Source organism: Nonomuraea sp. NPDC050691 (assembly GCF_040654455.1).
Taxonomy (GTDB): Bacteria; Actinomycetota; Actinomycetes; order Streptosporangiales; family Streptosporangiaceae; genus Nonomuraea.
This window is the reverse complement of record NZ_JBFAIA010000043.1, coordinates 38,831-49,949: the sequence shown is the minus strand read 5'-3', so window position 1 is coordinate 49,949 and position 11,119 is coordinate 38,831. Positions and strand designations below refer to the sequence as shown.

The window sequence follows — 11,119 nt, the reverse complement described above, 5'->3', positions numbered from 1 at the left end:
CTCCGGCGCTCCGCCCAGGCCGCTGCGCTCGGGCAAGGGCGCACCGGGCAAGGGCGCACCACGCAAGGGCGCCCGGCCGCGCCCCCGCCGCGGGCAGCGGCACCACGACTGGGCGTGGGAGCTGATCGGCTTCCTCATGTGCGTGGTGATCGCGATGATCGTGTTCTTCTCGGTGCCCGCCATCCTGAGCCCCTGACGGGCTCCTCACGGGCTTCTGACGGGAGGGGGTGTCAGCCGGCGGACAGGATCAGTCCGCTGGTCGGCACCCCCGTCCCCGCCGTCACCAGGACGTGCTCCACCCCGGGCACCTGGTTGGCCGACGTGCCGCGGATCTGGCGCACGGCCTCGGCGATGCCGTTCATGCCGTGGATGTACGCCTCGCCGAGCTGCCCGCCGTGCGGGTTGACCGGGAGGCGACCGCCCAGCTCGATGCCGCCGTCGCGCAGGAACCCGGGGGCCTCGCCCCGGCCGCAGAACCCCAGCTCCTCCAGTTGCGCGAGGACGAACGGGGTGAAGTGGTCGTACAGGATGGCGGTCCGCACGTCCCGCGGCTTGAGCCCCGACATCTCCCACAGCCGGCGGCCGACGACGGACATCTCCGGAAGGCCGGTCATGTCGTCCCGGTAGTAGCTGGTCATCATCATCTGCCCCTCCGCCGAGCCCTGGGCGGCGGCCGTGACGACGGCGGGCGAGCGCCGCAGGTCCCGCGCCCGCTCGGCGGAGGTGACGACGAGGGCCACCGCCCCGTCGCTCTCCTGGCAGCAGTCGAACAGGCGCAACGGCTCCACGATCCAGCGCGACGCCTGGTGCTCCTCCAGCGTGATGGGCCTCTGGTAGAACCAGGCGGCCGGATTGGTGGCGGCGTGGCGGCGCATGGCCACGGCGACCCGGCCGAAGTCCTCCGACGTCGCGCCGTAGGCGTGCATGTAGCGCCGGGCGAACATCGCCACCCAGGCCGCGGGCGTCATCAGCCCGAACGGCACGTGCCAGCTCATCTCCAGCCCCTGCGAGGTCGGCTGGCCGCCCAGCCGGGCGTCGGGCTGCCCGAAACGCCGGCCCGAACGCTCGTTGAAGGCGCGGTAACACACCACCGTGCGGGCCATGCCGGTGGCGACGGCCATCGCGGCGTGCGCGACGGTCCCGCAGGCGGCGCCCCCGCCGTACTCGACCCGGGAGAAGAACGTCAGCTCGCCCGCCCCGATCTCCCTGGCGACGGCGATCTCCTGGTTGGCGTCCTGGCTGAAGGTCACCATCCCGTCCACGTCGGACGGGTCCACACCGGCGTCGTCCAGCGCCGCGAACACGGCCTCGGCGGCCAGCCGCAGCTCCGACCGGCCGGAGTCCTTGCTGAACTCGGTGGCGCCGATGCCCGCGATGGCGGCTCGCGTTCCCAACACGTACTGGCTCCTTTGACTTCATCGCGTGCGCGGGCACGTCTTCATCGCGTGCATGAGCACGTCTTCATCGCGTGCATGAGCACGTCTTCATCGCGTGCATGAGCACGACGGATCCCCGGGGGACCCTGGGGCGGGACGGGCGGTGATCAGGCCGTGTCGTCGGACGGGAGGGTGAAGGTGACGGTGGCGGTGGCGTGGTCGCCGAGGCTGACCTTGCCGCGCACCTCGACCGTGTAGTCGGGCCCGTCCTGCGTGACCACCGTGCCGTTGAAGGCCAGGCGGTCCCCCGCGTACGCGGGCACGCCGAGCTTGACGTTGATGCGCCTGATGATCGCCTCCGGCCCCGTCCAGTCGGTGACGTACCGCTCGACCAGGCCCATCGTGGTCAGGATGTTGAGGAAGATGTCCCTGGAACCCTGCGCCCGCGCGCCCTCGACGTCGTGGTGGACCGGCGTGAAGTCCATGGTGGCCAGGGCGGTGGAGACGACCACCGTGGGCGTGAGGTCGATCGAGAGCTCGGGCAGCACCGCGCCGATCTCGATCTGGTCTTCGGTCAGCGTCCGCATCACGACTCCCGTGGCGCCCACATAGGAAGAATCAGTTCGTCGTCCATTGCCCGATAGGTCGCACGCAACTCCATACCGATACCCACCGCGTCAGGCGGGCAGTCCACGACATTGCCCACAATCCTCACCCCTTCCGGAAGTTCCACCACAGCGACCACGAAGGGCGTCTCCCGCCCCGGAACGGGCGGGTGGTGGTGGACCACGTAGCTGAAGACCGTGCCCTCGCCGCGGGCGACGACGTAGGACCGGTTGGCCGAGCGGCACGACGGGCAGACGGGGCCGGGCGGATGCCGCAGGCGGCCGCAGTCGGCGCAGCTCTGGACGCGTAGCTCGCCCTGGCGCACGCCCTCCCAGAAGAACGCGGTGTCCCGGTTCTGGGCCGGTCGCAGCGGGTACGACGCCGGCCTCGCGGCCGTGACGGGACCGGTGGCCGCGACGGGGCTCGCGGCACCGGTGGCCGGGGCCGGGCTTTCGCGGCGCCGGCGGGGGCGGAACTTGAGGACCCGGAACATCATCTCGGCCACCGGCTCGTCGCCCTCGCCGTACCAGGTGACGTTCCACGTGGCGAAGTACCCGTCGCCGAGGGCGGTGCGCTTGGGCCCGGACAGGCCGGAGAAGCGGGTGGCCGGGGTGAGCCGCTCCCCCACGCGCGCGTGCCGGTGGTAGGTCTGCTCGCAGTTGGTCGCCACCACGCCCGTGTAACCCCCGGCGTCGAGCGCGGCCAGCACGTCGTCCACCGGCGAGCGGTCCTTGGCGCCGCGCCGCACGCCGGGCATGGTCCACACCTGGGCCATCGCCGGCGGCGCGATCCCCTTGTCCAGGTACGACCGGTTGGTGTCGCCCATCGCGTCGAGCCAGTGCCTGATCATCGGGATGTTGACCGGGTCGGCGGCCGGGGTGCCCCGCACCTCGCCCAGCGCCGCCTGCTTCTCCGCGATCTCCAGCAGCCCGTCCTCCGTGCTCGTCCGCGTCTCCGTCATCGCGGCGGCCTCGGCAGGCTCAGGCCGAGCATGGCGATCAGCTCGCGCTGCACCTCGTTCACGCCGCCGCCGAAGGTCAGCACGACGGCGCCCTTGACCCCGTGGTCGACGCGTTCGAGCAGTTCGGCGGTCTCCGGGTCGGACGGGTCGCCGTAGCGGGCGAGTACCTCGCCGAACAGCCGGCCGACCTCCTGCATCCGTTCCGAGCCGTAGATCTTGGTGGCGGACGCGTCGGGGGCGCCCAGCCAGCCCAGGTCCATGTTGGCGGCCACCTGCCAGTTGAGCAGCTCGTTCGTGCGGAAGTACGCGCGCACCCGGCCGAGCGCCCGCCGCACGTCCGGCACGTCGGCCAGTCCCGTGCGCCGCGCCCAGGCGAGGAACCGGTCGTAGGTCTGGCCGAGGTTGCCGGCCGGGCCGAGCGTGACGCGTTCGTGGTTGAGCTGGTTGACGATGAGGTCCCAGCCCTTGTCCACCTCGCCGACGACCATGCTCGCCGGGACGCGGACGTCGGAGTAGTACGTGGCGTTGGTGTGATGGCGGCCGTCCATGGTGACGATCGGCGTCCAGGAGTAGCCCGGGTCGTCGGTGGAGGCGATCATCATGGTGATGCCCTTGTGCTTCTTCGCCTCGGGGTTCGTGCGGGCGGCCAGCCAGATGTACTGGGCGTAGTGGGCGCCGCTGGTGAAGACCTTCTGGCCGTTGACGACGTAGTGGTCGCCGTCGAGCACCGCGGTGGTGCGCAGGGACGCCAGGTCCGTGCCCGCCTCGGGCTCGCTGTAGCCGATGGCGAAGTGGCACTCGCCGGCGAGGATGCGGGGCAGGAAGAACTCCTTCTGCTCGGGCGTGCCGTACTGCATCAGCGTCGGCCCGACCGTCTGCAGCGTGATGATCGGGTACGGCACACCGGCGCGGGCGATCTCGTTGGCGAACAGCTGCTGCTCGACCGGGCCGTAGCCGCCTCCGCCGTACTCCTTCGGCCAGCCGAGGCCGAGCTTGCCGTCGCGGCCGAGGCGCCTGCAGTGCTCCATGTACGTCTCGCCGAACGGATCGTCGGCGATCTTGCGGCGTTCGTCGTCGGTGAGGCAGCTCCGGAAGTACGCGCGCAGCTCGTCGCGGAGCGCGCGCTGGTCCGGTGTCAGGTCGATGAGCATCAGGCGAGCGCTCCGATCAGGTCGAGCTGGGCGTCCTGGCCGCCGAGCAGGTGCGACAGGTGCTTGGCGTGGGCGAAGTACCGGTGCAGCGGGTAGGTCACGTCGAGGCCGAGCCCGCCGTGCAGGTGCTGGCAGGTGTAGAGCGCCCGGAACGCCTCGCCGGTGTGGAAGGCGGCCAGCGCCAGGTCCTCCTCGGCCGGCAGGTCCTCGCCGAGCCGCCAGGCGGCCGACCACATGGCCACGTCCAGCGCCCGCCCGGCGATGTAGACGTCGGCGACCTGCATGGTCACGGCCTGGAACTCGGCCAGCGCCCGGCCGAACTGCCGGCGCGTCTTGACGTAGCCGGTGGTCAGCTCCAGCGCCCCGGCGAGGACGCCGCTCGCCTGGGCGGCCACGGCGGCGGTGAAGACGTGCCGCAGCGCGGCCACGGACTCGGGGCCGGCGACCCGCTCGGCGGGTGTCCGGTCGAGGATCACGGTGGCTGCGGGTTCGCCGGTGGAGGCGAACTCGGGGCTCGACTCGGGCCCCGACACCAGGAACACACCGGCGTCTGCGCTGACCAGGACGTCGGACTCCAGGTACGGGACGCCGGTCTTGCGGCCGGTCAGCACCCAGCCGTCGTCCGAACGGTCCGCGGTGGTCGCGGGCGGGTCGGCCAGGGCGCGGCCGGGCTCGCGCAGCGCGAGGGTCGCGGCGCGCTCCTGCTGGGCCGGCGTGCCGTGCCGGGCGAGGAACAGCGAGGCGGCCAGGGCGGGCAACGCGGGCACCGACGCGGCGCGGGCGCCCACCTCGCGCAGCACCACGGCCATCTCGACGGGGCCGAGCCCCGCGCCGCCCGCCGCCTCGGGCAGGCACACGGCGAACAGGCCGGCCTCGCGTAAGCGCCGCTCGGGCTCCTCCTCGGCCAGCAGGTCGGCGGCCAGCTTCCGCAGGTCGCGCTGGGTCTCGTCCAGGCCGAAGTCCATCATGCCTCCAGTAGGTGTGCGCGGCCGTTCCCGGCGAAGTCGTCCTCGATGGCCTTCACGTCGTTCTCCACCAGCCGCCGCCAGCCCCCGCCCTGGGACGGGCCGTACGGCCGCCACCAGACCGGGTCGGCGGTGCGCCACGCCTCGCGGGCGAGCAGGCGCTTGACGACCTTGTGCGAGGGGGTCTGCGGCAGGGCGGCGCAGATCCGGACGTAGCGGGGCACGGCCTTGCGGCCGACGTCGGCGCGGGTGGCGAGGAAGGCGGCGAACGCCTCCGGGGAGAACGGCCCGCTCATGACCAGCGCCGCCATCACCTGGTCGCCCGCCGCCGCGTCCGGCACCGGGTACACCGCGGCCTCCACCACGCCGGGGAACTCCCGCAGGGCGGCCTCGATCGGGGCCACCGCGAGGTTCTCACCGTCCACGCGCAGCCGCTCGGTGCCGCGCCCGGCGAAGAACACGTGGCCGCGGGCGTCGGCGTAGGCGAGGTCGCCGGACCAGAACGCGCCGTCGCGCAGCCGCTCGGCGTCCGCCTCGGGGTCGTTGTAGTAGCCGTCGAACAGACCCGCGCCGGACACGTTGACCAGCTCGCCGATCGCCTCGTCCGGGTTGAGCAGCCGGCCGTTCTCGATGCGGGCGGGGGCGCGGAGCTCGCCGGTGAGCGGGTCGCGGATCTCGACGCCGTCCGGGAGCCGCCCGAGGCAGCCCGGCGGCGCGGCCGGGTCGGGGGTGAGGGAGATCGCCGTCTCCGTCGAGCCGAACGCGTCGACCACCCGGCAGCCGAACCGCTCGCCGAAGCGCCTGGTCGCCGTCGCGCTGCCCTCGTTGCCGAAGGCCAGGCGCAGCGGGTTGTCCGCGTCGTCGGGGCGGGCCGGGGTGGCGAGCACGTACGACAGGGCCTTGCCGACGTAGTGGAGGTACGTGCAGCCGTACCGCCGGATGTCGGGCAGCAGTCCGGACGCCGAGAACCGGCGCCGCAGCGCCAGCGCGGCCCCCGACGCGACGGCCGGGGCGTAGGCGGCCATGAGGGCGCCGGAGTGGAACAGCGGCATCGAGCAGTAGACGACGTCGTCCGGGGTGAGGAGGGCACCGAGGCTGCGGCCGGGCACGGCCAGCTTGCGCTGGGTGATCCGCACGGCGCGAGGCCGCCCGGAGGTGCCCGAGGTGAAGATCAGCATCACGAGGTCGCCGGGCGTGGCCTGCTCGGGCGCGATCCGCTCGGGTATGGCGTGCTTGGGTGCGGCCTGCTCGGGTGCGGCGGCGGGCCCCGGCGTCTGCCCCGCCCGCCCGGCGGTGTCGGCGGTGTCGGCGCTGCCGGCGAGCTCGGCGAGGAGGGCTCGGGGCACGCCGAGGTCGCTGGCCAGGCGGGTCGCCGGCTCCTCGTACGGGGCGTCGTACAGGAGCAGGGCGACGTCGGTGGCCGCGGCGTCACGGGCCAGCTCGGCCGGTGAGCGGGTGGGGTTGAGCGCGACGACCACGTACCCGCCGAGGGCGGCGGCGCCGACGAGCGCCGGCAGCTCGGGCACGTTGTCGCAGAGCACGCCGACGTGCGGCCGGCCGGCGGCGCGCGCGGCCCGCCAGGAGGGATCGGCATGGGCGCCGAGCCAGGTGGCGGCGGCCCGGCAGGCCGCGACATGCTCGCGCCAGGACCACGCCCGGTCCTCGAACAGCAGGCCGGGACGGTCGTCGCCGGCCCGCGCCAGGAGCAGGGCGGCGAGGGTGTCCGCGGGCATCGCTCCTCCAGCAAGCGCTCGGCCAAACGATCCGCAAACTAGAACAGATTCTAGTATCTGTCCAGTACCGACACCCCCGGGAAAGTCTGGATATATGCGTGTAACGCCGTGGACATGGGCCTATACAGGCTTCTTTGTGACTCGCCAGTAACAAGCCGTGCCAGGAAGAAATCAGATAACGTGTTCTTATGCGCACCCCGCACGCGGCCGGCACCGCACCCTCCAGCGACACCGAGGGGACCATGGAGAGCCACCCCACGCCCGGTTCCGGTTCCGGCGGGCCCGCGTCCGGCGGGCACAGCGTCCGCACCCGCAGCCAGCACCAGCGCCGCAAGCGGATCGTGCAGGCCGCCGCCGCACTCGCCTCGCGCGGCGGCGTCGAGGCCATGCAGATGCGCACCGTCGCCGAGCGGGCCGGCGTGGCGCTCGGCACCCTCTACCGCTACTTCCCGTCCAAGATGGACCTGGTCGTCGCGGTGGTCGGCGAGGAGATCGACCTGCTGGAGAGCAGCATCGAGCGCCGACCGCCGGGTGCCTCCACCCCGGCGGGCCGGGCCGTCGACGTGCTCATGCGCGCGACGCGCGGCCTCATGCGCGAGCCGGAGCTGGCCGACGCGCTCATCCGCTCGCTCATCCTGGCCGAGGTCGAGACGCCGTTCGGCGACCGCATGACCGGCCTGCTGCTGCGGGTCTCGGCCGACGGACTCTCACGCGAGCAGGCCACCGAGGAGCAGGTCGCGCTGGCGGGGTCGCTGTCGAGCATCTGGGTGCAGGAGCTGCTGGAGATGCTGCGCGGCCGGCGCACCTACGACCAGATCCAGCGTCGCATCGAGATCGCCGCCGCCCGCCTCCTCACCGACATCGCCTGACCGGCCCCTCCCCCACCAGACGCCACACCACTTCCGCCCCCCGGTCGTCGCCCCCACCGCCTTCGACGCCCGGCCGGTCCTGCTCAGACCTCGGTGGTCTCCTCCCTCGTGGCCCGGAACGTGCGGCGGTAGGCGTGCGGTGACACGCCCAGGGCGGCGTGCAGGTGCCGCCGGAACGACGCCGCCGTGCCGAACCCCGCACGGCCGGCCACCCCGTCCACCGGCAGGTCACTGCTCTCCAGCAGCCGGCGGGCCAGCTCGACCCGCTGCCGGGTGAGCCACTGCCCGGGGCTCATCCCCACCTCGTCGCGGAAGCGCCGCGTGAACGTGCGCCGGCTCATCCCCGCGTGCCGGGCCAGGTCGGCGAGCTGGAGAGGCTCGTCCAGGCGGCCCAGCGCCCACGCCCGGGTCGGGGCCGTGCCCGCGGCGGACGGCTCGGGCACCGGGTGCTCGATGTACTGGGCCTGGCCGCCGTCGCGCCACGGCGGGACGACGCAGCTGCGCGCCACCTGGTTGGCGACCTCGCTGCCGTGGTCGCGGCGTACGAGATGGAGGCAGAGGTCCACCCCGGACGACGCGCCCGCGGACGTCAGCACGTCACCGTCGTCGACGAACAGCACCCCGGCGTCCATCCGCACCCGCGGGAAGAGCCGGGCGAAGCGCTCGGCGTGCTTCCAGTGGGTGGTGGCCGGGCGGCCGTCCAGCAGCCCGGCGGCGGCCAGCACGAAGGTCGCCACGCAGATCGACACCGCGCGGGTGCCGGGCCGCATCCGGGTGAGGGCGTCGAGCAGCCCGGGCGGCAGGCTCTCGGGGCCCGTGATGGCCGAGTGGGCATCGGTGGCGGGCAGCACGACCGTGTCGGCCGTCGCGAGCACGCCCGCGTCGTACGAGGCGGCGATGGAGAAGTCGGCCGCCGTACGCACCGGGCCGCCGTCGAGCGTGCAGGTCACGACGTCGTAGAGCGGCTCGCCGACCGGCCCGCGGGCCGTGGCGAAGATCCTGGACGGGATGCTCAGCTCGAACGGGATGACGCCGTCGAGCGCGAGGACGGCCACGCGATGCATGGCCCAATGTTTGCACACCTTGGCCTCCGGGCCACTCGCGGCGAGACCGGGGCGGCGAGCAGGCTGGAGCCATGAAGATGCGCGCGATGAGTCAGGACGCCCTGGGCGGTCCCGAGGTGCTGACGATGGTGGAGCTGGACCGGCCGGTGCCCGGGCCGACGGAGGTGCTGGTGCGGGTGCACGCGGCGGGGGTGAACCCGGCCGACTGGAAGATCCGGGCCTCCGGCGGCCACCTCGGGCAGCCGCCGTTCGTGCTCGGCTGGGACGTCTCGGGCGTGGTCGAGGAGGTGGCCCTCGGGACCACGATCCACAAGCCGGGCGACGAGGTGTTCGGGATGCTGCCGTTCCCGTTCGGCAACGGAGCGTACGCCGAGTACGTGACCGCGCCCGCGCGGACCTTCGCCCGCAAGCCCGCGGCCGTCGACCACACGCGGGCCGCGGCGATCCCGCTGGCCGCGCTCACGGCCTGGCAGGCGCTCGTCGACACCGCCGGAACTCGTGCCGGCGACAGGGTGCTCGTCCACGCGGCGGCGGGCGGCGTCGGGCACTTCGCCGTGCAGATCGCCAAGGCGCGCGGCGCGTACGTGGTCGGGACGGCCAGCGCCGCCAAGCACGACTTCCTGCGCGGCCTCGGGGCCGACGAGGTGATCGACTACCGCACCGAGGACTTCGCCGAGGCGGCGCGGGACATGGACGTGGTCATCGAGACGATGGGCGGCGAGTACGGCGTGCGGTCCCTGCGCACCCTGCGGGAGGGCGGCGTGATCGTCTCCCTCACCCTGTCGCTGCTGGACCCGGGCCTGCACGCGGCCGCCGCCGAGCGGGGCATCCGGTCCGAGGCCATGCTGGTGGAGGCGGACCACGCGGCGCTGCGGTCCATCGCCGCGCTGGTCGACGCGGGACGGCTGCGTCCCGAGATCGCGGCCGTCGTACCGCTGGAGGACGCGGCCAAGGCCCACGAACTGGGCGAGTCGGGCGGCACCACCGGGAAGATCGTCCTCACCGTCACTCCCTGACACCCCGACTCCTTTGGGCGTCATTCCCGCGCCACACCCTCCTGGGACGTCACCCCCACGCCGCGCCCCCGGCCTCCCCCATGTCCCGCCGCCCTCGGACGTCACCCCCCACGTCCCGCCCCCTCGGAGGTCGTCCGCCACGTCCCGCTTGCTCAGCGGCAGTGTTCCCACCACGACGATCAGCGGCGAGGCCGGGCCCGTGCCGAGCGAGTCGTGGTCCAGCCCCTGCCTGAGGTGCCCCTTCGGCGGGGATGTAGCCGGTAAGACCCGCGAGTTCCGGAGAGTCCCGGCCCGGTGGCCCCGCGTCCGAAATCTGTCGGTGGCGGGGCGTATACAGGGAGGATGACCGACAGGCCATCGACCGAGGACTTCCTCCGGCTGGCCGACCCCATGCGGCGCGAGCTGCTCGCGCACTGCTACCGCATGACGGGTTCGGTGCACGACGCCGAGGACCTCGTCCAGGAGACCTACCTGCGCGCCTGGCGCGCCTACGACGGGTTCGAGTGGCGCTCGTCCCTGCGCACGTGGCTCTACCGCATCGCCACGACCGTGTGCCTGACCGCGCTGGAGAGCAGGGGCCGCCGGCCGCTGCCCACGGGGCTGGGCGCGCCGAGCACCGAGGCGACCGCGCCGCTGGTGGAGCGGCCGGAGGTGCCGTGGCTGGAGCCGGTGCCCGACGGCATGGTGGGTGCGGGGGCCGACGACCCGGCCGCGATCGTGACCTCGCGCGAGAGCATCCGGCTGGCGCTGATCGCGGCGCTGCAGCACCTGCCGCCCCGGCAGCGGGCCATCCTGGTGCTGCGCGACGTGCTGCGGTGGCGGGCCGCCGAGGTGGCCGAGGCGCTGGAGACCACGACCGCCGCCGTCAACAGCGGGCTCCAGCGGGCCCGGGCCCAGCTCACCGAGGTGTCGCCGAGCCTCGACGACCCGACGCCGCCGCTGCCCCACGACCAGCGCGAACGGCTCGACGCCTACGTGGCCGCGTTCGAGAGCTACGACGTGGCGGCGCTCGTGAAGCTGTTCACGAAGGACGCGGTCTGGGAGATGCCGCCCTACACCGGCTGGTACCAGGGCGCCGAGGAGATCGGCCGGCTCATCACCGTCAACTGCCCGGCAGAGCACGCGGGTGATCTACGTCTGGTGCCCGTCGCGGCCAACGGCCAGCCGGCCTTCGCGGTGTACTTCCGCCAGGGTGACACCTATCACGCGTTCTCGTTGATGGTGCTGACGCTCGCCGCCGATGGCATCCGGCACGTGGCCATGTTCTTCGACGTCGGGCTCTTCGAACCGTTCGGGCTTCCGCAGGCGCTGGCCGCCGAGGAGCGGGCTTCCGCCGGAAACTAGAACGGGTTACAGTCTGCTCCGGAGCATCGTTCTG

The 11,119-nt window shown here is 73.3% G+C and carries 11 protein-coding genes; 4 read left to right on the top strand and 7 right to left on the bottom strand.

Translation table 11 applies throughout. The annotated features are described in order from the left end of the window. The coding region (locus AB0H81_RS18490) for a hypothetical protein (RefSeq protein WP_358375798.1) at positions 1-196 on the top strand (196 nt) is incomplete at its 5' end. Positions 197-230: 34 nt separating this feature from the next. Here the strand turns inward: AB0H81_RS18490 and AB0H81_RS18485 are convergent. The 6 genes from AB0H81_RS18485 to AB0H81_RS18460 all read right to left on the bottom strand — a co-directional run bounded on the left by AB0H81_RS18485 (position 231) and on the right by AB0H81_RS18460 (position 6,792). Continuing rightward, complete coding sequence (locus AB0H81_RS18485) at positions 231-1,394, bottom strand: lipid-transfer protein (protein WP_358375804.1); 1,164 nt, start codon at positions 1,392-1,394, stop codon at positions 231-233. Positions 1,395-1,543: 149 nt separating this feature from the next. Next, the gene (locus tag AB0H81_RS18480; protein ID WP_358375796.1) at positions 1,544-1,963 is read right to left on the bottom strand and encodes a MaoC/PaaZ C-terminal domain-containing protein; all 420 of its coding nucleotides are present in this window, start codon (positions 1,961-1,963) and stop codon (positions 1,544-1,546) included. Next, entirely contained in the window at positions 1,963-2,943 is a 981-nt protein-coding gene (locus tag AB0H81_RS18475; RefSeq protein ID WP_358375794.1) for a Zn-ribbon domain-containing OB-fold protein, read from the bottom strand. Before AB0H81_RS18475 ends, AB0H81_RS18480 begins: the two co-directional genes overlap by 1 nt. Beyond that, positions 2,940-4,094: an acyl-CoA dehydrogenase family protein gene (locus tag AB0H81_RS18470; RefSeq protein WP_358375792.1), complete on the bottom strand. Its 1,155-nt coding sequence runs from the start codon at positions 4,092-4,094 to the stop codon at positions 2,940-2,942. The genes AB0H81_RS18475 and AB0H81_RS18470 overlap by 4 nt, the downstream gene beginning before the upstream one ends. Beyond that, positions 4,094-5,062 (bottom strand): acyl-CoA dehydrogenase family protein, encoded by a 969-nt coding sequence (locus AB0H81_RS18465; RefSeq protein WP_358375790.1) that lies wholly within the window; start codon positions 5,060-5,062, stop codon positions 4,094-4,096. Before AB0H81_RS18465 ends, AB0H81_RS18470 begins: the two co-directional genes overlap by 1 nt. Further along, on the bottom strand, positions 5,059-6,792 hold the full coding sequence (locus AB0H81_RS18460; RefSeq protein ID WP_358375788.1) for an AMP-binding protein: 1,734 nt from the start codon (positions 6,790-6,792) through the stop codon (positions 5,059-5,061). Before AB0H81_RS18460 ends, AB0H81_RS18465 begins: the two co-directional genes overlap by 4 nt. A gap of 188 nt (positions 6,793-6,980) precedes the next feature. Here AB0H81_RS18460 and AB0H81_RS18455 point away from each other — a divergent pair, with 188 nt between their 5' ends. Then, positions 6,981-7,661 (top strand): TetR family transcriptional regulator, encoded by a 681-nt coding sequence (locus tag AB0H81_RS18455; RefSeq protein WP_358375787.1) that lies wholly within the window; start codon positions 6,981-6,983, stop codon positions 7,659-7,661. Between the two features lie 83 nt (positions 7,662-7,744). On the opposite strand, the gene AB0H81_RS18450 is transcribed toward AB0H81_RS18455, so the two are convergent. Beyond that, positions 7,745-8,725, bottom strand: a complete 981-nt coding sequence (locus tag AB0H81_RS18450) for a helix-turn-helix domain-containing protein (RefSeq protein WP_358375785.1) — start codon at positions 8,723-8,725, stop codon at positions 7,745-7,747. 77 nt (positions 8,726-8,802) lie between these two features. Between AB0H81_RS18450 and AB0H81_RS18445 the strand changes: the two genes are divergently transcribed. After that, the gene (locus AB0H81_RS18445; protein WP_358375802.1) at positions 8,803-9,741 is read left to right on the top strand and encodes an NADP-dependent oxidoreductase; all 939 of its coding nucleotides are present in this window, start codon (positions 8,803-8,805) and stop codon (positions 9,739-9,741) included. A gap of 342 nt (positions 9,742-10,083) precedes the next feature. Continuing rightward, positions 10,084-11,085 carry a sigma-70 family RNA polymerase sigma factor gene (locus tag AB0H81_RS18440; protein ID WP_358375783.1) on the top strand — a complete coding sequence of 334 codons (1,002 nt, stop codon included), beginning with the start codon at positions 10,084-10,086 and terminating at the stop codon, positions 11,083-11,085. Positions 11,086-11,119: the final 34 nt, after the last annotated feature.

What these genes read in the sequence shown, in the direction of transcription:
- AB0H81_RS18480 (WP_358375796.1), bottom strand. Translation starts at nt 1,963, where the DNA reads ATGCGGACGCTGACCGAAGACCAGATCGAGATCGGCGCGGTGCTGCCC.
- AB0H81_RS18475 (WP_358375794.1), bottom strand. Translation starts at nt 2,943, where the DNA reads ATGACGGAGACGCGGACGAGCACGGAGGACGGGCTGCTGGAGATCGCG.
- AB0H81_RS18470 (WP_358375792.1), bottom strand. Translation starts at nt 4,094, where the DNA reads ATGCTCATCGACCTGACACCGGACCAGCGCGCGCTCCGCGACGAGCTG.
- AB0H81_RS18465 (WP_358375790.1), bottom strand. Translation starts at nt 5,062, where the DNA reads ATGATGGACTTCGGCCTGGACGAGACCCAGCGCGACCTGCGGAAGCTG.
- AB0H81_RS18460 (WP_358375788.1), bottom strand. Translation starts at nt 6,792, where the DNA reads ATGCCCGCGGACACCCTCGCCGCCCTGCTCCTGGCGCGGGCCGGCGAC.
- AB0H81_RS18455 (WP_358375787.1), top strand. Translation starts at nt 6,981, where the DNA reads ATGCGCACCCCGCACGCGGCCGGCACCGCACCCTCCAGCGACACCGAG.
- AB0H81_RS18450 (WP_358375785.1), bottom strand. Translation starts at nt 8,725, where the DNA reads ATGCATCGCGTGGCCGTCCTCGCGCTCGACGGCGTCATCCCGTTCGAG.
- AB0H81_RS18445 (WP_358375802.1), top strand. Translation starts at nt 8,803, where the DNA reads ATGCGCGCGATGAGTCAGGACGCCCTGGGCGGTCCCGAGGTGCTGACG.
- AB0H81_RS18440 (WP_358375783.1), top strand. Translation starts at nt 10,084, where the DNA reads ATGACCGACAGGCCATCGACCGAGGACTTCCTCCGGCTGGCCGACCCC.